Below are 19,394 nucleotides of genomic sequence, written 5' to 3' on the forward strand. Positions count from 1 at the left end.
CGCAGTAGCATTCGTTCTTTTCATTGACACCCTCGTGACACGCCTACCTAACATGCATGCATAACTGCTGCCCTTCACAGAGACAGGCCACAGGGTTGAACAGGCATCATTGGTGGCGTGACGCGGTGATCTACCAGGTCTACGTCCGCAGCTTCCTCGACAGCACCGGCGACGGCATCGGCGATCTGGCCGGAGTCCGCGCGGGACTGCCGTACCTGAAGAAGCTCGGCGTCGACGGGATCTGGCTGAGCCCCTTCTACCCCTCGCCCCAGCACGACCACGGCTACGACGTGGCCGACTACTGCGGAGTCGACCCGCTCTTCGGCGACCTCGCCGAGTTCGACCTGTTGATGGCGGCCGCCCGGCAACTCGGCGTCAGGGTGCTCCTGGACATCGTCCCCAACCACTGCTCCAGCGAGCACCCGTGGTTCCGCGAGGCCCTCGCCGCCGAGCCCGGCAGTCCGGCCCGCGCCCGCTTCCACTTCGCCGACGGCCGCGGCCCGGACGGCAGCGAGCCGCCCAACAACTGGCACGCCATGTTCGGCGGCCCGGCCTGGACCCGGGTCACCGAGGCGGACGGCCGCCCCGGCCAGTGGTACCTGCACATGTTCACGCCCGAACAGCCCGACTGGAACTGGCGCAACCCCGAGATCCCCGCCGAGTTCGACCGCGTCCTGCGCTTCTGGCTGGACCGCGGCGTGGACGGGTTCCGCATCGACGTGGCCGCCGGCCTCTACAAGCACCCCGAACTGCCCGACTCCGACGACCCGGAGGCCGACGCCCGCACCCGCGACTCGGTCAACCCGCTCGCCTGGAACCAGCCCGAGGTGCACGACGTGTGGCGGCACTGGCGCGCGGTGTGCGAGGAGTACACGGCGCACGACGGACGCGAACGGCTGCTGGTCGGCGAGGTCTCGGTCCCCACCGCCCGCGAACACGCCCGGTACGTCCGCCCGGACGAACTCCACCAGGCCTTCTTCTTCGACCTGCTCGGCGCGGCCTGGGACGCCGACGCCTTCCGCAAGGTCGTCTCCGAGGCGATGCAGGACATAGCCGGCACGGGTTCCACGGTCACCTGGGTGCTCAACAACCACGACCAGGTCCGCACCGTCACCCGCTACGGCGAACCGGCCACGGAGGGCAGCGGCCTCGGCGCCGCCCGGGCCCGCGCCGCCGCGCTGCTGATGCTGGCGCTGCCCGGAGCCGCGTACATCTACCAGGGCGAGGAGCTGGGCCTGCCCGAGGTCGTCGACCTGCCCGACGACGTGCTCACCGACCCGATCTTCCACCGCACCGGAAGCCGCGCCCGCATCCGCGACGGCTGCCGGGTGCCCCTGCCCTGGTCCGGGCAGGCCTCCCCGTTCGGCTTCACCTCCGGCGCGCAGAGCGCCAAGCCGTGGCTGCCGCAGCCCGAGTACTTCGCCGAGTACGCCACCGACCGCGCCCTCGCCGACACCCGCTCGTTCTGGCACCTGTACCGCGACGGCCTCCAGCTGCGGGCCTCACTGCCCCAGTTGGGCGAGGGCGCGCTGCGCTGGCTGGACACCCCGCCGGGCGTCCTCGCCTTCGTCCGCGGCGACGGCCTCGTCTGCGCCGTCAACTTCGGTACGTCCCCCACGCCCGCGCCGGCCTCCGGCACCCCCCTGTTGTCCAGCGGTCCCTGTCCGGCCGGGGTGCTGCCCGGCTCGACGGCCGCCTGGTGGCTCAGCGACTCCAACCTCTGAGCCTCCGTCAACTCACACCCCTCGAAGGGACATCAACGATGATGCGACGCCGTACCACCCTGCTCACCAGCTGCACCGCCCTCGCCCTGGCCCTCGGCGCGACCGCCTGCGGCGGCGGCCCGGTCACCGCGGGAGGTGGCGACAAGGCGCTCAGCGGCCAGACGGTCACCGTGGCCGGCGTCTGGTCCGGCAGCGAGCAGAAGAACTTCCAGAAGGTGCTCGACGCGTTCACCGCGAAGACCGGCGCCAAGACGCAGTTCGTCTCCACCGGCGACAACGTCTCCACGGTCGTCGGCAGCAAGATCGAGGGCGGCAACGCGCCCGACGTCGTGATGGTCCCGCAGGTCGGCGTGCTCCAGCAGTTCGCGCAGAAGGGCTGGCTCAAGCCGCTGTCCCCGACCGCCGAGCAGACGGTCGACGCCGACTTCGCGCCGGTGTGGAAGAAGTACGGCAGCGTCGGCGGCACCCTCTACGGCCTCTACTTCAAGGCAGCCCACAAGTCGACCGTCTGGTACAGCCCCGACGCCCTCGCCCAGGCCGGCGTCAAGCCGCCCAAGACCTACGACGCGATGCTCAAGGCCGGGCACACCGTCTCCGACTCCGGGCTCTCGGCCTTCGCCGTCGCAGGTCAGGACGGCTGGACGCTCACCGACTGGTTCGAGAACATCTACCTCTCCCAGGCCGGACCCGAGAAGTACGACGCCCTCGCCGCCCACAAGCTGAAGTGGACGGACGCCTCGGTCGTCGAGGCGCTCACCACGCTCGGCAAGCTCTTCAAGGACAAGCAGCTGATCGCCGGCGGTCAGAAGGAGGCGCTGAACACCGACTTCCCCAGCTCGGTCGAGAAGGTCTTCGGGCCCAAGCCCGAGGCCGGCATGGTCTACGAGGGCGACTTCGTCGCCGGTGTCGCCCACGACCAGTTCCAGAAGACCATCGGCAAGGACGCGAACTTCTTCCCGTTCCCCCCGGTCGGCGGCGGCAAGGCACCGGTGGTCAGCGGCGGCGACGCGGCCGTCGTCCTCAAGGACGGCAAGAACGCCAAGGCCGGCATGAAGCTCCTGGAGTACCTGGCCACCCCGGAGGCGGCGGCCGTGTGGGCGAAGGCGGGCGGCTTCCTGTCCCCGAACAAGAAGCTCGACCTCGCCTCCTACAGTGACGACGTCACCCGGGCCACCGCCAGGTCCCTCGTCTCGGCCGGGGACTCGGTCCGCTTCGACATGTCCGACCAGGCACCGGCCGCCTTCGGCGGCACCAAGGGCGCCGGCGAGTGGAAGCTGCTCCAGGACTTCCTGCGCGACCCCTCCGACCCGAAGGGCACCGCGGCGAAGCTGGAGTCCGCGGCGGCCAAGGCCTACCAGGGCTGAGCGGACAGATGACAGCCACCACACTCGCCAAGCGACAGGCGAACCCGCGGGCCGCGGACGCGGCCCGCGGGCGCCGCGGCCGGCGGCGCGCCCGGACCGTCGCCCTGCTCTTCGTCTTCCCCGCCCTGCTCCTGCTCGGCGCTCTCGTCGTCTACCCGGTGCTGTTCTCCGTCGGCCGCAGCTTCTTCGACGCCTCCGGCACCCGGTTCGTGGGCGGGGACAACTACGCCGAGATGTTCCGCGACCCGGCGACCCTGAAGGCCATCCGCAACACCACCATCTGGGTCGTCGTGGCTCCGGCCCTGCTCACCGGCCTCGGCCTGATCCTGGCCGTCCTGGTGGAGAAGGTGCGCTGGGCCACCGCCTTCAAGCTCCTGCTGTTCATGCCGATGGCCGTGTCCTTCCTCGCCGCCGGCATCATCTTCCGGCTCGCCTACGACGAGGACCCGGACAAGGGCGTCCTCAACGCCGCCGTGGTCTCCGTCCACGACGCCTTCACGGGGACCTCGTCGTATCCGACGGCCCGGGCGCGTGACGGGCAGGGCCTCAGCCAGGGCCGGGACGGCTCGTATCTGACGGACGCCGACCTGTCCCCGGGGCACTCGGTGGCCCTCGGCCTGGTGGGCGTACTGCCCAAGGACCTGCCGAAGGGCACCTCGCCCGCCTACCCGGCCGCGGCCCGCACGGCAGCCGCCGACGAACTGCGCGGCGTGGTCTACCTGGACTTCACGCCCGGCGGGGGAGGAAAGCAGGGCAGGGTCGACCCGAAGGAGAGCGGCCTGCCCGGCATGAAGGTCGAGGCGCTGCGCGACGGAAAGACGGTCGCGAGCACCACGTCCGCCTCCGACGGCTCCTTCCGCTTCTCCGGGCTCGACCGGGGCCCGTACACCGTGAAGCTGCCCGCCTCCAACTTCGCGCCGCCCTACCAGGGAGTCTCCTGGCTCGGCCCGACGCTCGTCACACCGGCCATCATCGGCGCGTACCTGTGGATCTGGACCGGCTTCGCGATGGTGCTGATCGGAGCGGGTCTTTCGACCCTCCCACGGGACGCGCTGGAAGCCGCCCGGATGGACGGCGCGAACGAGTGGCAGATCTTCCGCAGGATCACGGTCCCGCTGCTCGCTCCCGTGCTGACCGTCGTGTTCGTGACCCTCGTGATCAACGTGATGAAGGTCTTCGACCTCGTCTACATCATCGCGCCGGGACCGGTGCAGGAGGACGCCACCGTCCTTGCGACCCAGATGTGGCTGGTGTCCTTCGGCGGCGGCAACAACCAGGGCCTGGGCAGCGCCCTCGGCGTGCTGCTCCTGCTCCTGGTGATCCCGGCGATGGTCGTCAACGTCCGCCGCTTCCGAAGGAGTCAGCGATGAACTCGGTCATGAACACGGTCAGGCGCGGCCTGGGCAACGGACTGGTCCAGGCGTTCCTCGTGGTGATCGGCCTGGTCTGGCTGACCCCGCTGGCGGGACTGTTCGTGTCGTCCCTCCGGTCGGCCCAGGACACGGCGAAGGGCGGCTGGTGGACCGCCCTGGCGAGCCCCGGCCAGCTGTCCTTCGACAACTACTCGGCGCTGCTGAAGAACTCCGGCATGACCCAGGCGTTCTGGAACACCGTGCTGATCTCGGTGCCGGCGACCACCCTGGTCGTCGTCATCGCGGCGCTCGCCGGATACGCCTTCGCCTGGCTGGACTTCCCCGGCCGCGAACCGCTGTTCCTGCTGGTGGTGGCCCTGTTGGTGGTGCCGGTGCAGATCGGCCTGCTGCCGGTGGCCAAACTCTTCGGCCAACTGGGCCTGTTCGGCACGATCCCCGGTGTGGTCCTGTTCCACGTCGCCTACGGTCTGCCCTTCGCGGTGTTCCTGCTGCGGAACTACTTCGCGGAGATGCCGAAGGAGATGCTGGAGGCCGCGCGCATGGACGGCGGCAGCGAGTGGCGCATCTTCACCCGTCTGGTCCTGCCGGTGGGCCGTCCGGCCATCGCCAGCCTCGCCATCTTCCAGTTCCTGTGGGTCTGGAACGACATGCTGGTCGCCCTGCTCTTCGCCGACAGCTCGTCCCAGCCGCTGACGGTCGAACTCCAGTCCCAGATCCGCCAGTTCGGCAGCAACATCGACGTCCTGGCCCCGGGCGCCTTCCTGTCCCTGATCGTGCCGGTGGTGGTGTTCTTCGCGTTCCAGCGGCACTTTGTGCAGGGGGTGATGGCGGGGTCGGTGAAGTAGGGGTGGCGGCGCCTGGCGCCGCCACCCCTCGGTTCACGGCGAAGCCGGCGGGTACAGCGACCTGGGCAGCTGCGAAGCCGCAGCCGCGTCCAGCAGCCACAAGGTGCGCTGCCTGCCGTACGCGCCCGCCGCCGGTGCCTGGACCTCACCCGCGCCCGACAGGGCGATGGCCACGGCCTGGGCCTTGTCCTCGCCAGCCGCGAGCAGCCAGACCTCACGGGCCGAGCGGATCGCCGGAAGGGTCAGCGAGACCCGGGTCGGCGGCGGCTTGGGGGCGCCGTGGACGCCGACCACCGTCCGCTCCGTCTCGCGCACCGCAGGCAGCTCCGGGAAGAGCGAGGCCACGTGGGTGTCCGGGCCGACACCCAGCATCAGGACGTCGAAGGAGGGAACGGCCCCGTGGTTCTCCGGGCCGGCCGCCTTCGCCAGTTCCGCCGCGTAGGCCTCGGCGGCCGCCTCCACGTCGGCACCGTACGGTCCGTCGGAGGCGGGCATGGCGTGCACGCGCTCCGGGTCCACCGGCACGGCGTCCAGCAGGGCCTCGCGGGCCTGCGTGACATTGCGCTCCGGGTCGCCCTCGGGGAGGTAGCGCTCGTCGCCCCACCAGAGGTCGAGCCGGCTCCAGTCGACGGCGTCCCGGGCCGGGGCCGCCGCCAGCGCGGCCAGCAGGCCGTTGCCGTTGCGGCCACCCGTGAGGACCACGGACGCGTGGCCCCGGGAGGCCTGCGCGTCCACGATCTTCGTGATCAGACGGGCCGCGGCCGCCTGCGCCATCAGTTCCTTGTCGTGGTGCACGACCAGCTGCGGAGTGCTCACTTCGCCGTCGCCTTCTTCGCCGGGGCCTTCTTGGCGGCCGCCTTCTTCGCGGGCGCCGCGGCGACCTCTGCCTCGGCCTCCGCCACCGGCTCGGCCGCGGCGGGCCCGGTGCCCGGGTTCAGCCGCTCCACGCCGTAGCGCAGCGCCGACGCGTAGGTGTCGTCCGGGTCCAGCCGGCGCAGCTCCTCCGCGATCAGCTCGGCGGTGTCCCGCCGCTTGAGCGCCACCGCGCGGGCCGGCTGGCCGTCGATGGCCAGGGTGGCCAGCGAGCCGTCGGCCCGGTCCAGGACGATCGGACCGCAGCTGGTGTCGATGCGGACGGCGGTCAGACCCGGTCCCGAGGACAGCGAGCGCTTGACGGGGACGTCCAGCCGGTCCGCGAGCCACATCGCCAGCAGCTCACAGCTCGGGTTGAACTCCTCGCCCTCCACCTCGACGGCCTTCACCTCACAGACCACCTGGTCCAGGGCCGCCGCCAGCATCGAGCGCCACGGCGTGATCCGGGTCCAGGACAGGTCGGTGTCGCCGGGCGTGTAGGCCTCGGCACGGGCGGACAGCTCCCGTACCGGCTGCTCGGCGGCGTAGGTGTCGGTGACCCGGCGCTGGGCGAGCGCGCCCAGCGGGTCCTTGGCCGGGTCCAGCGGGGCGTTCACCGGCCACCAGACGACGACCGGGGCGTCCGGCAGCAGCAGTGGCAGGACGACCGAGTCGGCGTGGTCGGACACCTCGCCGTACAGCCGCAGCACCACCGTCTCGCCGGTGCCCGCGTCCGCGCCCACCCGCACCTCGGCGTCCAGCCGGGACGACGTACGGTCGCGCGAGGTGCGGGAGACGCGCTTGATGACCACCAGCGTGCGCGAGGGGTGCTCGCGCGAGGCGTCGTTGGCGGCCTTCAGGGCGTCGTAGGCGTTCTCCTCGTCGGTGACGATGACGAGGGTCAGGACCATGCCGACGGCCGGGGTGCCGATGGCGCGGCGGCCCCTCACGAGCGCCTTGTTGATCTCGCCGGCGGTGGTGCCGGTCAGGTCTATCTTCATGGCCGGCGCCAGCTCCGTCCGTCTCGTGCGAGCATCTCGTCCGCCTCGGCGGGGCCCCAGGTGCCCGACGGGTACTGCGCGGGCCTGCCGTGCTTGTCCCAGTACTGCTCGATCGGGTCGAGGATCTTCCAGGACAGCTCGACCTCCTCCGTGCGCGGGAAGAGGTTGGCGTCGCCCAGCAGCACGTCCAGGATCAGCCGCTCGTAGGCCTCCGGGCTGGACTCCGTGAAGGACTCGCCGTAGGCGAAGTCCATGGACACGTCCCGGATCTCCATCGAGGTGCCCGGCACCTTGGAGCCGAAGCGGACCGTGATGCCCTCGTCCGGCTGGACACGGATGACGACCGCGTTCGAGCCCAGCTCCTCCGTCGCCGTGTGGTCGAAGGGGGAGTGCGGGGCCCGCTGGAAGACGACGGCGATCTCGGTGACGCGACGGCCGAGACGCTTGCCGGTGCGCAGATAGAAGGGGACACCCGCCCAGCGGCGGTTGTCGATCGCCAGCTTCACGGCCGCGTAGGTGTCGGTCTTCGACTTCGGGTCGATGCCGTCCTCTTCGAGGTAACCGGTGACCTTCTCACCGCCCTGCCAGCCCGCGGCGTACTGCCCGCGGACGGTGGAGCGGCCCAGGTCCTTCGGCAGCCGGACGGCCCCGAGCACCTTGGTCTTCTCGGCGGCCAGCGCGTCCGCGTCGAAGGAGGCGGGCTCCTCCATCGTGGTCAGCGCGAGCAGCTGGAGCAGGTGGTTCTGGATGACGTCACGGGCGGCGCCGATGCCGTCGTAGTAGCCGGCGCGGCCGCCGATGCCGATGTCCTCGGCCATGGTGATCTGCACATGGTCCACGAAGGACCGGTTCCAGATCGGCTCGAACATCGTGTTGGCGAAGCGCAGCGCCAGGATGTTCTGGACGGTCTCCTTGCCCAGGTAGTGGTCGATCCGGAACACCTGGTCCGGCTCGAACACCTCGTGCACGACCTTGTTCAGCTCCTCGGCCGACTCCAGGTCGTGGCCGAAGGGCTTCTCGATGACCGCGCGGCGCCAGGAACCGCCGGTCTGGTCGGCCAGCCCGTGCTTCTTCAGCTGCTGGATGACCACGGGGAAGGAGCGCGGCGGCACCGACAGGTAGAAGGCGAAGTTGCCGCCCGTGCCCTGTGCCTTGTCCAGCTCCTCGATGGTGGCGCGCAGCCGCTCGAACGCGTCGTCGTCGTCGAAGGTGCCCTGGACGAAGCGCATCCCCTGGATGAGCTGCTGCCAGACCTCCTCACGGAACGGCGTACGCGCGTGCGCCTTGACGGCGTCGTGGACCTCGGCCGCGAAGTCCTCGTTCTCCCACTCGCGGCGGGCGAAGCCCACCAGGGAGAAGCCCGGCGGAAGCAGACCCCGGTTCGCGAGGTCGTACACCGCGGGCATCAGCTTCTTGCGGGACAGGTCGCCCGTGACGCCGAAGATCACCAGGCCCGACGGCCCCGCGATACGCGGGAGCCGTCGGTCGGCGGGGTCACGAAGCGGGTTCGCTCCGGAACCAGCAAGGGGTGACAACTCAGCCCTCCGAGGGGGCGAGGCGCTTCAGCTCCGCCTCGGTCGACTTCAGCAGGTCGTTCCAGGACGCCTCGAACTTCTCGACGCCCTCGTCCTCCAGGACCTGGACCACGTCGTCGTACGAGATCCCGAGCTTCTCGAGCGCGTCGAGGTCGGCGCGGGCCTGCTCGTAGGTACCGGCGACGGTGTTGCCGGTGATCTCGCCGTGGTCCTCGGTGGCCTCCAGGGTGGCTTCCGGCATGGTGTTGACCGTGTTCGGCGCGACCAGGTCCGTCACGTACATGGTGTCCTGGTACGCCGGGTCCTTCACGCCGGTCGACGCCCACAGCGGACGCTGCTTGTTGGCGCCCGCGTTCTCCAGTGCCTTCCAGCGGTCGGAGGAGAAGACCTCCTCGTACGCCTGGTAGGCGAGGCGGGCGTTGGCGACGGCGGCCTTGCCGCGCAGCGCCTTGGCCTCGTCGGTGCCGAGCCCTTCCAGGCGCTTGTCGATCTCGGTGTCCACGCGGGACACGAAGAAGGACGCCACGGAGTGGATCAGGGACAGGTCCAGGCCCTTCTCGCGCGCCTTCTCCAGGCCCGTGATGAAGGCGTCCATGACCGCGCGGTAGCGCTCCAGGGAGAAGATCAGCGTGACGTTGACGCTGATCCCGTTGCCGATCGTCTCCGCGATCGCGGGCAGACCCGCCTTGGTGGCCGGGATCTTGATCAGGGTGTTCGGGCGGTCGACCAGCCAGGCCAGCTGCTTGGCCTCGGCGACGGTCGCCCGGGTGTTGTGGGCCAGGCGCGGGTCGACCTCGATGGAGACCCGGCCGTCCTGGCCGTCGGTGGCGTCGAAGACCGGGCGCAGGATGTCGGCGGCGTCCCGGACGTCCGCCGTGGTGATCATGCGGATGGCCTCGTCGACGGTGACCTTGCGGGCGGCGAGGTCCGACAGCTGCCGCTCGTAGCCGTCGCCGCCGCTGATCGCCTTCTGGAAGATCGTCGGGTTGGTGGTGACGCCCACGACGTGCTGCTGGTCGATCAGCTCGGCGAGGTTGCCGGACGTGATCCGCTTGCGCGACAGGTCGTCCAGCCAGATCGCGACGCCTTCCTCGGAGAGGCGCTTGAGTGCGTCTGTCATGGAATTACATCTCCTACGTGTCGTATGTGAGCGTCAGCGCTGGGCGTCGGCGAGGGATTCCCGGGCCTTCGCGGCCACGTTCTCGGCAGTGAAGCCGAACTCGCGGAAGAGGACCTTGCCGTCCGCGGACGCACCGAAGTGCTCCAGGGAAACGATGCGGCCGGCGTCCCCGACGTACTTGTGCCAGGTGAGGCCGATGCCCGCCTCGACCGCGACACGGGCCTTCACGGACGGCGGCAGCACGGAGTCCCGGTACCCCTGGTCCTGCTCCTCGAACCACTCCACCGACGGCATCGACACGACCCGCGTCGGCACCCCGTCGGCCTGCAGCTGCTCGCGCGCCTCGACGGCCACGTGCACCTCGGAGCCAGTGGCGATCAGGATCACCTGCGCGTCGCCGCCGTCGGCCTCGAACAGGACGTAACCACCGCGCGCCGCCTCGTCGTTGGGCTCGTACACCGGCACACCCTGGCGGGTCAGCGCGAGGCCGTGCGGGGCGCCCTTGCCGAACTCCTTGGTGTAGCGCTTGAGGATCTCGCGCCAGGCGATCGCGGTCTCGTTGGCGTCCGCCGGGCGGACGACGTTCAGACCGGGGATCGCGCGCAGCGAGGCCAGGTGCTCGATGGGCTGGTGCGTCGGGCCGTCCTCGCCCAGACCGATGGAGTCGTGCGTCCACACGTACGTCACCGGCAGGTGCATCAGGGCCGACAGACGCACCGCGTTGCGCATGTAGTCGGAGAAGACGAGGAACGTACCGCCGTAGACACGGGTGTTTCCGTGCAGCGTGATGCCGTTCATCTCCGCGGCCATGGAGTGCTCGCGGATGCCGAAGTGGATGGTGCGGCCGTACGGGTCCGCCTCCGGCAGCGGGTTGTCCGCCGGCAGGAACGAGCTGTCCTTGTCGATGGTCGTGTTGTTCGACCCGGCGAGGTCGGCGGAGCCGCCCCACAGCTCGGGGACGACCGCGCCCAGCGCCTGCAGCACCTTGCCGGAGGCGGCACGCGTCGCGACGCCCTTGCCCGGCTCGAAGACCGGGAGCTTCTCCTCCCAGCCGGTGGGCAACTCGCCCGCGCTGATCCGGTCGAACTCGGCCGCGCGCTCGGCGTTGTTGTCGCGCCAGAGCTGGAAGGACTTCTCCCACTCGGCCTTGGCCTCGCGGCCGCGCTCGAGGGCCTCGCGTGTGTGGCTCAGCACCTCGTCGGAGACCTCGAAGGACTGCTCCGGGTCGAAGCCGAGGACGCGCTTGGTGGCCGCGACCTCGTCGTCGCCGAGCGCCGAGCCGTGCGCGGCCTCGGTGTTCTGCGCGTTCGGGGCCGGCCAGGCGATGATCGAGCGCATCGCGATGAAGGACGGCCTGTCCGTGACCTTCTTCGCGGCCTCGATCGCGTTGAAGATGGCGTGCGGGTCGAGGTCGCCGTCCGGCTTCGGGGCGATCCGCTGCACGTGCCAGCCGTAGGCCTCGTACCGCTTGACCGTGTCCTCGGAGACGGCCGTCTCGGTGTCGCCCTCGATCGAGATGTGGTTGTCGTCCCACAGCAGGACCAGGTTGCCGAGCTTCTGGTGACCGGCGAGCGAGGACGCCTCGGCGGAGATGCCCTCCTGCAGGCAGCCGTCACCGGCGATGCAGTAGATGAAGTGGTCGAACGGGGACTCGCCCTGCGGGGCGTCCGGGTCGAACAGACCGCGCTCGTAGCGGGCGGCCATGGCCATGCCCACCGCGTTGGCCACACCCTGGCCCAGCGGGCCCGTGGTGGTCTCGACGCCCTTGGTGTGCCCGTACTCCGGGTGGCCCGGGGTCTTCGAGCCCCAGGTGCGGAAGGCCTTCAGGTCGTCCAGCTCCAGGCCGAAGCCGGCCAGGTAGAGCTGCGTGTAGAGGGTCAGGGACGAGTGGCCGGCGGACAGCACGAAGCGGTCGCGGGCGACCCACTCCGGGTCGGCCGGGTCGTGCCGCATCACCTTCTGGAAGAGGGTGTACGCGGCCGGAGCCAGGCTCATCGCCGTACCGGGATGGCCGTTGCCGACCTTCTGTACGGCGTCGGCGGCCAGGACGCGAGCGGTGTCCACGGCCCGCTGGTCCAGCTCGGTCCACTCAAGGTCTGTGGTGGTCGGCTTGATGCTCACCCTGGGTCAGGGCTCCTCTCCACATGTCGGTCGCCGGTCTTCGGGGCATGCGCCCACCCGGCCGCCGGTGCACTTCTGCCCACCGGCCGTTGTTGAGCCTACCCCCGTAAGGACGTGCATTTTTTCGAGTGATTCCAGACTGCCGGGACTCTCGGAGATCCGCCTCCCGACTGGCCGAGGACGCATTCGGCACATGAATACGGAGCCGCTCATCTGACTGCTCAATCGAGCCCTGAGACCCCTCTAATGCGTCGGCCGCCAACACGACCCCACCCCCGCGAAGGCCGAGGTATGGGCAACGTCTAAAGTGGCGTGGTACGCGCGAGCCTTTACCCCGACTTCACACGGGGAGGCTTGCTGGGATGTCTCTGTCAGGGGTGTGCGTGACGGCCGTCGAATCCCGTCCAGCGGGTGCGCTCGGGACGAGCCAAAGCCCGGTTCACCGGCCGTTCGGGGCCCGTGTCAAGGCGTTCGTGGCTCTGACCAAGCCGCGGATCATCGAGTTGCTGCTCATCACCACCGTTCCGGTGATGTTCCTGGCACAGCAGGGTGTACCCGACCTGAAGCTGGTCCTGCTCACCTGCGTCGGCGGCTACCTGTCGGCGGGCGGCGCGAACGCGCTGAACATGTACATCGACCGGGACATCGACGCCCTGATGGACCGCACTTCGCAGCGCCCGCTGGTGACCGGCATGGTCAGCCCGCTCGAGTGCCTGGTCTTCGGCATCGCCCTCGCGGTCGTCTCGACGCTGCTGTTCGGGTTGACCGTCAACTGGCTGAGCGCCTGGCTGTCACTCGGAGCGCTCCTTTTCTACGTCGTCGTCTACACGATGATCCTCAAGCGGCGTACATCGCAGAACATCGTGTGGGGCGGCATCGCCGGCTGCCTGCCGGTGCTGATCGGCTGGTCCTCGGTCACCAATTCGATGTCCTGGGCGCCGATCATCCTCTTCCTCGTCATGTTCTTCTGGACGCCGCCGCACTACTGGCCGCTGTCCATGAAGGTCAAGGAGGACTACGCGCGCGTGGGCGTGCCGATGCTCCCGGTCGTCGCCTCCAACAAGGTGGTCGCCCGGCAGATCGTCGTCTACAGCTGGGTGATGGTCGCCGTCTCCCTGCTGCTGACCCCGCTCGGCTACACCGGCTGGTTCTACACCCTGGTCGCCCTCGCGGCCGGCGGCTTCTGGCTGTGGGAGGCGCACGGGCTGCAGAACCGGGCGAAGGCCGAGGTGACCGGTGCCAAGCTCAAGGAGATGCGCCTCTTCCACTGGTCGATCACCTACGTGTCGATCCTCTTCGTCGCGGTCGCGGTGGACCCCTTCCTGCGCTGACGGACCGTCGTACGTCACAGGTCACAGGGCCCTGCTCTCGCCAGCCGATCTACCCGTGAGTAGCATCCTGGCCATGGCAGACACGCAGCAGGTTGACCCGAAGGCCGAGCGCATCGCGGCCCGGCTCGCGAAGCAGATCAGCGCCTTCTCCAAGGCCCACGGCGGTGCCGAGGGCCAGGTGGCCCACATCGGCGAGCGCGGCGCCCGGATCGTCCTCGTCGGCGAGGACGGCGGCTGGGGCGACCTGGTGGCCCCCAGCACCGAGATCGCCGAGCAGGCGGTGCAGCAGGCGGGCATCACGGTCCACGAGTCCTTCGACGGCGAGTTCGCGGCGAAGGTGAAGACGGGTCCGTACGAGTGGAAGCGCATGGCGGGCATCCAGGTCGGCGGCTCGGCCAACAGCTGAGCAGCCGGCCAAAAGAGGCGCGGGGCTGTGTCGATGCGCGGCTGCGCCGCGTGGGCGCGAGCGGCCACGCATCACACGCAGCCGCCCGACAACGCGTACGCCCGAGCCGAACCGCGACCTCGAACCCCGTTCACCCGTTAGGACGTGTAAGACCACGTCCCACGGGGAGTCCGGATGATCGAAACGCCGTCCCTCGTGGACCAGTACTGCCACGGCGTACTGAGAACGGAACTGGGCCTCGGCACCTTCGAGGCCCAGCTCGCACGCACCGAGGGCCCGCCCGCGCCGGGCACCACCCTCTTCGACACCCAGACCGGTTTCGCCGTGAGGCGCTGGTGCCCGCCCCTCCTCGGCCTGGAACCCCACTGCTCGCCCGCCCGCTATCTCGCCCAACGCCGCGAGCTCGGCACGCTGGAAGCCGGCCGCAGGCTGCTGCGGGGCAGCGGCATCACCACCTATCTCGTCGACACGGGCCTGCCCGGTGACCTCACCGGCCCCGCCGAGATGGCCTCCACGGGCCACGCCGAGGCCCGCGAGATCGTCCGGCTGGAGCTGCTCGCGGAGCAGGTCGCCGACACCTCCGGCACGGTCGAGTCCTTTCTCGCCAACCTCGCCGAGTCGGTGCACGGAGCCGCCGCGAACGCCGTCGCCTTCACCTCCGTCGCGGGCGTACGGCACGGTCTCGCGCTCGCGCCGGAGCCGCCAGGACCGGGCGAGGTGCGCGGCGCGGCGGGCCGCTGGCTGGCCGGGCGGCGGGTCGGCGGCGAGCTGACCGATCCGGTGCTGCTGCGGCACCTGCTGTGGATCGCGGTCGCCTCGGGACGGCCCCTGCAGCTGCACTCCGGGCTCGGCGAGCCGGGCTCGCGCATCGACCGTACGGACCCGGTCCTGCTCACCGACTTCGTCCGGGCCACGGCCGGGCTCGGCACGGATCTGATCCTGCTGCACAGCTACCCGTACCACCGCCACACCGCCCACCTGGCCGGCGTCTTCCCGCACGTGTACGCCGACTCGGGCGCGGCCCTGGTCCGCACCGGTGCCCGTGCGGCCACGGTCCTCGCCGAGATCCTGGAGCTGGCCCCCTTCGGCAAGATCCTGTTCTCCAGCGGTGCCCACGGCCTGCCCGAGCTGCACGTCGTCGCGGCCCGGCTGTTCCGCGAGGCGCTGGGCCGGGTGCTGGGCGGCTGGGTCGCCGAGGGCGCGTGGTCCCTGGGGGACGCGCAGCGGGTGGCCCGGATGGTCGCGGCGGACAACGCGCGGCGGGTGTACGGACTGGGGTGAGCTGTACAGACTGAGGGGATGGACACCGAGACGTTACTGGCCCGCTTCCTCCGTGAACTGACGGCACTGAGGCCCGTCGCCGTCTGGGCGCACGGCTCGCTCGCCGCGGGCGACTACCAGGAGGGTCGCAGCGACCTTGATCTGATCGCGGTGCTGCCTCACTCCGTGACCCCGCGCGTCGTATGGAAGGTCGCGGTGGTGCATGCCCGCATGCGTGCCCAGCCCCTCGCCGCCAAGATGCACTGCACCTATCTGACCCCGGACACCGCGGACGACACCGCCCGCCGCCATCTGACGTGGGCGCACGAGCAGCTGTTCAAGCGGCCGGTCACCCCGGTGACCCGGCGGGAGCTGCACACCTTCGGGCGGGTGCTGCACGGGCGCGTGCCCGCCGGGCTGCTGCCGCCGGTGCCGGACCGGGAGCTCGGCGACTTCGTCGTACGCGACCAGCGGGACTTCTGGCGGCCCGCCGTCGACAACGTCCCGCTGTGGACGCGGGACGTGTGGGTCGACCTGGGGATGATCACCTTCGCCCGGGCCACCGTCACCGCGCGGGACGGCCGGCTGATCTCCAAGCGCGAGGCCCTGGACATGCTGCCCGGCCTGGGTGCACCCGTCGAGGTCGTCGAGGACATCCGCCGACGCCGCTACGGCGACTGTGCGCCGCCCACCGAGGAATGGACGGCTCGTCGGGCCCGGCTGACCCGGGACTACCTGGGTCCGGCGATCGAGGCGTTCACGGAGTCGTACGACTGAGCGGGCAGACCGGCCGTCGCATCCGGGCGTTCCCGCAGCGACAGCAGGACGCGCAGGACACCGATCCACACCAGGCACGAGCCGAACATGTGGAGGCCGACGAGCACCTCGGGCAGGTGCGTGAAGTACTGGACGTAGCCGATCACACCCTGCGCGAGCAGGATCAGGAACAGCTCGCGGGTGCGGTCGAGGGGGCCCTTGGGGGCGTCGACGGCCTTGAGCACGAACCACAGGGCGAAGGTGAGGGTCACCACGATCCAGGCGAGCACGGCGTGCAGCTTGCTGACCGTCTCCCAGTCGATCGGGATCCGGTCGACCTCGTTGGAGTCGCCCGCGTGCGGCCCGGCCCCGGTCACCACCGTGCCGACCGCGATGAGCAGCCCGGACGCGGCCACCAGGAACCAGACCAGCTGCTGCACGGCCTTGCCGACCAGCGGCCGCGGCGCCGCGTCGCCCTCGCGGGTGCGCTGCCACATCACCGTGGCGACGGTGATCAGGCCGGTCGAGAGCAGGAAGTGCGCGGCGACCGTGTACGGGTTCAGGCCCACCAGGACCACGATGCCGCCGAGCACCGCGTTGCCCATGACCACCCAGAACTGCGTCCAGCCGAGCCGGGTGAGGCTGCGCCGGTACGGCTTCTCGGCGCGTGCCGCGATGATCGCCCAGCCGATGGCGGCGCACAGCACGTACGTCAGCATCCGGTTGCCGAACTCGATGGCACCGTGGAAGCCCATCGCGCTGGTGGTGGTCAGCGAGTCCTCGGTGCACGTCGGCCAGGTCGGGCAGCCGAGGCCCGAGCCGGTCAGGCGTACGGCACCGCCGGTGACGACGATGACGACCGACATCACGAGCGCGGAGAGCGCCGCCCGCCGGACCGTCCGGGGGTCCGGGGTCCAGCGTGCGGCGATGAAGGCGAGCGGGTTGCGCAGGGCCGCTACGGCGTCGGCGCGGGTCAGCTTTGGCACGTGCACCATCGTAGGCCGCCGCTTGTGCACTCTTTCACGAGGGTCCCGTGCCGGGACTACTCCCAGCGGAAGAACCGCCCTGCCGCGGCGAGCCCCACGACCGCCCACACGGCGAGGATGCCCAGGTCGCCCCACGGCATCCCGGCGCCGTGCTGGAGCACGTCCCGCAGGCCGTCCGAGAGGGCCGAGATGGGCAGCAGGCCGAGGACGTGCTGCCCGGCCGAGCCGAACTTGTCCAGCGGCACGATCACGCCGCCGCCGACGAGCAGCAGCAGGAAGACCAGGTTGGCGGCGGCCAGCGTCGCCTCCGCCTTCAGGGTGCCCGCCATGAGCAGGCCGAGCCCCGAGAAGGCGGCCGTGCCGAGGATCAGCAGGAGCAGGACGGCGAGGGGGTTGCCGTGCGGGGACCAGCCCAGCGCGAAGGCGATCACCGTCAGCAGGATCACCTGGAGGACCTCGGTGACCAGGACGGACGCCGTCTTCGCGGTCATCAGGCCCCAGCGCGGCAGCGGGGAGGAGGCGAGCCGCTTCAGCACGCCGTAGCGGCGCTCGAAGCCGGTCGCGATGGCCTGCCCGGTGAACGCCGTCGACATCACGGCGAGGGCCAGGATGCCCGGGGCGAGGAAGTCCACCGCCTTGCCCTTGCCGGTGTCGACGATGTCCACGGAGCTGAAGAGCACCAGCAGCAGGGTCGGGATCACGACCGTCAGCAGCAGCTGCTCGCCGTTGCGCAGCAGCATCTTCGTCTCCAGCGCCGCCTGGGCCGCGATCATGCGGGGGAGGGGCGCCGCACCCGGCTTCGGGGCGTACGTACCGGTCGCGGTCGTCATGAGCGCAGCTCCTTGCCGGTCAACTCGAGGAAGACATCTTCCAAGGTGTGCCGCTCGACCGAGATCCGGTCCGGCATCACCCCGTGCTGGGCGCACCACGAGGTCACCGTGGCCAGCAGCTGCGGGTCGACCTTGCCGACGACCCGGTAGCTGCCCGGGGTCAGCTCGGCGGCCGTGCAGTCGGCCGGGAGCGCCTTGAGCAGGGAGGCCACGTCCAGACCGGGACGGCCGGTGAAGCGCAGGGTGTTCTCGGCGCCGCCCTTGCACAGCTCCTCCGGGGAGCCCTGGGCGATGACCCGGCCGCCGTCGATGATCGCCACGTCGTCGGCGAGCTGCTCGGCCTCGTCCATGTGGTGCGTGGTGAGGATCACGGAGACGCCGTCGGCGCGCAGGTCCTTGACCAGGTCCCAGGTGGCCCGGCGGGCCTGCGGGTCGAGGCCGGCGGTCGGCTCGTCCAGGAAGGCCAGCTCAGGGCGCCCGACGACGGCCATGGCGAGCGCCAGCCGCTGCTGCTGGCCGCCGGACAGCCGGCGGTAGCTCGTGCGGCCGCAGGAGCCGAGCCCGAGGCGTTCCATCAGCGCGTCCACGTCCAGCGGGTGCGCGTGCAGCTTGGCCACGTGGCGCAGCATCTCGTCCGCTCTGGCGCCGGAGTACACGCCCCCGGACTGGAGCATCACGCCGATGCGCGGACGCAGCTCGGCGGCCTGCCGCACCGGGTCGAGGCCCAGGACGCGGACCGTGCCGGAATCCGGCTTCCGGTACCCCTCGCAGGTCTCGACCGTGGTCGTCTTCCCCGCCCCGTTGGGGCCGAGCACGGCGGTCACTCCCGCCTGGGCCACCAGGTCGAGGCCGTCCACCGCGGTCTTCGTGCCGTACCGCTTCACCAGGGCCTGGACCTCGATGAGCGGGTGCGGCGCGAAGCGTCTCGTCGAGAGGCGGTGGTCGGGAGACGGGCGGGCGGGCTCACTTCGCATGGACCCAGAGTCTAGGGAGGCGCCGAGCCGCTCAGGCGCGGGGGTGCGGGAACTCCTCCTCACGGGGCCGGTGCACGGCCAGCCACCGCTCGGCGTAGGCCACCGCGTCCGCCACCGGGAACAGCCGGGCGTCGGCCGCGCCGACCTGGCCGCGTACGACGGGACGGTCCCGTTCGAAGTCGTGGCCCAGCTCGTCGAAGCGGTCCGAGGTGATCGACACCTCGGTCACCGTCTCCCAGCCGCCGCCCGGTGCCGGCCGGCCGACCGGCACCAGCGGGGACGGTATGCGGTACTCGGCCAGGTGGAAGCTGGTGCAGGCGTCGTAGCCCGCGCCGAGCAGCAGGACCCGGGCGCCCAGCCGCTCCAGCCGGGCCAGCGGGCTGTGCTCGCCCAGCCGGCAGTCGGGGGCGTGGCCGTCGACGATCTCCGCGGCGCGGGGCCCGAGCGCGGCGAAGGAGGTCTGCGGGTGGGCGCTGCGCAGGGCGCCCGGCCAGGTGCGGACGGTCTCCGGGATCACCCCGACCCCGCGCGAGGGAGTGACCAGCGGGTCGTAGGCGGGCATCGTGGCCCGGATCCTGTCCCACCACTCCTCGGGTACCGGAGGGGCGCTCCACACGGCCGGGTCGGACAGGTCGCCCGACTGGGTGGGCACGACGAGCGTGCCGGCGGGGCCGAGCGCGTCGAGGAGTCCCTGGACGACCGCGACGGGGCCTCCGTTGACCCAGCCGAGGGAACTCAGCGAGGAATGTGCGAGGAGGATCTCGCCGGTCTCGACACCCAGCAGACGCAGCTGCGTGGAAACCGTGTCGCGAGTGACAAGAGGGCCGGTCGGAGGGGGTGTGGGCATGGTTCGGGAGTCTTCCCGACGGGCGTGTGAGGCGCCACCTGTTTGCTGTCCCGGCCCTGCCCGGACGAT

General features: G+C 70.8%; 17 protein-coding genes. 8 read left to right on the forward strand and 9 right to left on the reverse strand.

Annotated features, from left to right (window positions below):
* Positions 1-56: 56 nt before the first annotated feature.
* The 4 genes from ACIF83_RS22080 to ACIF83_RS22095 are packed head-to-tail and all read left to right on the forward strand — an operon-like array spanning position 57 to position 5,306.
* Positions 57-1,724, forward strand: coding sequence for a glycoside hydrolase family 13 protein (locus ACIF83_RS22080; RefSeq protein WP_393466857.1), 1,668 nt, complete (start codon positions 57-59; stop codon positions 1,722-1,724).
* A 38-nt stretch (positions 1,725-1,762) separates the two neighbouring features.
* Positions 1,763-3,088: an ABC transporter substrate-binding protein gene (locus ACIF83_RS22085; RefSeq protein WP_398138597.1), complete on the forward strand. Its 1,326-nt coding sequence runs from the start codon at positions 1,763-1,765 to the stop codon at positions 3,086-3,088.
* Between the two features lie 8 nt (positions 3,089-3,096).
* Positions 3,097-4,458, forward strand: a complete 1,362-nt coding sequence (locus ACIF83_RS22090; protein ID WP_398138598.1) for an ABC transporter permease subunit — start codon at positions 3,097-3,099, stop codon at positions 4,456-4,458.
* Positions 4,459-4,466: 8 nt separating this feature from the next.
* Positions 4,467-5,306: a carbohydrate ABC transporter permease gene (locus ACIF83_RS22095; protein WP_067318160.1), complete on the forward strand. Its 840-nt coding sequence runs from the start codon at positions 4,467-4,469 to the stop codon at positions 5,304-5,306.
* 33 nt (positions 5,307-5,339) lie between these two features.
* On the opposite strand, the gene pgl is transcribed toward ACIF83_RS22095, so the two are convergent.
* From pgl to tkt, 5 genes are read right to left on the reverse strand one after another with little or no spacing between them, the layout of a single operon-like run.
* Positions 5,340-6,122 carry a 6-phosphogluconolactonase gene (gene pgl / locus ACIF83_RS22100; protein WP_393481765.1) on the reverse strand — a complete coding sequence of 261 codons (783 nt, stop codon included), beginning with the start codon at positions 6,120-6,122 and terminating at the stop codon, positions 5,340-5,342.
* Positions 6,119-7,159, reverse strand: coding sequence for a glucose-6-phosphate dehydrogenase assembly protein OpcA (gene opcA, locus ACIF83_RS22105; protein ID WP_399729179.1), 1,041 nt, complete (start codon positions 7,157-7,159; stop codon positions 6,119-6,121). Before opcA ends, pgl begins: the two co-directional genes overlap by 4 nt.
* A complete protein-coding gene (gene zwf / locus ACIF83_RS22110) occupies positions 7,156-8,694 on the reverse strand; it encodes a glucose-6-phosphate dehydrogenase (protein ID WP_393481771.1) in 1,539 nt (512 codons plus the stop codon). Before zwf ends, opcA begins: the two co-directional genes overlap by 4 nt.
* 1 nt (position 8,695) lies before the next feature.
* Positions 8,696-9,814 carry a transaldolase gene (tal, locus tag ACIF83_RS22115; protein WP_393481773.1) on the reverse strand — a complete coding sequence of 373 codons (1,119 nt, stop codon included), beginning with the start codon at positions 9,812-9,814 and terminating at the stop codon, positions 8,696-8,698.
* 33 nt (positions 9,815-9,847) lie between these two features.
* Positions 9,848-11,935 (reverse strand): transketolase, encoded by a 2,088-nt coding sequence (gene tkt / locus ACIF83_RS22120; protein WP_393481776.1) that lies wholly within the window; start codon positions 11,933-11,935, stop codon positions 9,848-9,850.
* 362 nt (positions 11,936-12,297) lie between these two features.
* Between tkt and ACIF83_RS22125 the strand changes: the two genes are divergently transcribed.
* From ACIF83_RS22125 to ACIF83_RS22140, 4 genes are all read left to right on the forward strand, one after another.
* Positions 12,298-13,266 carry a heme o synthase gene (locus ACIF83_RS22125; protein ID WP_393481779.1) on the forward strand — a complete coding sequence of 323 codons (969 nt, stop codon included), beginning with the start codon at positions 12,298-12,300 and terminating at the stop codon, positions 13,264-13,266.
* Positions 13,267-13,339: 73 nt separating this feature from the next.
* Entirely contained in the window at positions 13,340-13,672 is a 333-nt protein-coding gene (locus ACIF83_RS22130) for a hypothetical protein (protein ID WP_145874919.1), read from the forward strand.
* A gap of 174 nt (positions 13,673-13,846) precedes the next feature.
* Positions 13,847-14,953, forward strand: coding sequence for an amidohydrolase family protein (locus ACIF83_RS22135; RefSeq protein ID WP_399729184.1), 1,107 nt, complete (start codon positions 13,847-13,849; stop codon positions 14,951-14,953).
* A gap of 18 nt (positions 14,954-14,971) precedes the next feature.
* Positions 14,972-15,709: a nucleotidyltransferase domain-containing protein gene (locus ACIF83_RS22140; protein WP_393481784.1), complete on the forward strand. Its 738-nt coding sequence runs from the start codon at positions 14,972-14,974 to the stop codon at positions 15,707-15,709.
* Here the strand turns inward: ACIF83_RS22140 and ACIF83_RS22145 are convergent.
* Genes ACIF83_RS22145 through ACIF83_RS22160 form a run of 4 tightly spaced genes read right to left on the reverse strand, consistent with a single transcriptional unit; the run spans position 15,664 to position 19,325 of the window.
* Positions 15,664-16,683, reverse strand: a complete 1,020-nt coding sequence (locus tag ACIF83_RS22145; protein ID WP_393481787.1) for a heme A synthase — start codon at positions 16,681-16,683, stop codon at positions 15,664-15,666. The genes ACIF83_RS22140 and ACIF83_RS22145 overlap by 46 nt on opposite strands.
* Before the next feature lie 47 nt (positions 16,684-16,730).
* Positions 16,731-17,504: an ABC transporter permease gene (locus ACIF83_RS22150; RefSeq protein ID WP_393481790.1), complete on the reverse strand. Its 774-nt coding sequence runs from the start codon at positions 17,502-17,504 to the stop codon at positions 16,731-16,733.
* The gene (locus ACIF83_RS22155) at positions 17,501-18,478 is read right to left on the reverse strand and encodes an ABC transporter ATP-binding protein (protein WP_393481793.1); all 978 of its coding nucleotides are present in this window, start codon (positions 18,476-18,478) and stop codon (positions 17,501-17,503) included. Before ACIF83_RS22155 ends, ACIF83_RS22150 begins: the two co-directional genes overlap by 4 nt.
* Positions 18,479-18,509: 31 nt before the next feature.
* Entirely contained in the window at positions 18,510-19,325 is an 816-nt protein-coding gene (locus ACIF83_RS22160) for an aminoglycoside N(3)-acetyltransferase (protein ID WP_399729190.1), read from the reverse strand.
* Positions 19,326-19,394: the final 69 nt, after the last annotated feature.

The organism is Streptomyces sp. NPDC085866, from assembly GCF_044541035.1.
In the GTDB taxonomy this organism is placed as follows: Bacteria; Actinomycetota; Actinomycetes; order Streptomycetales; family Streptomycetaceae; genus Streptomyces.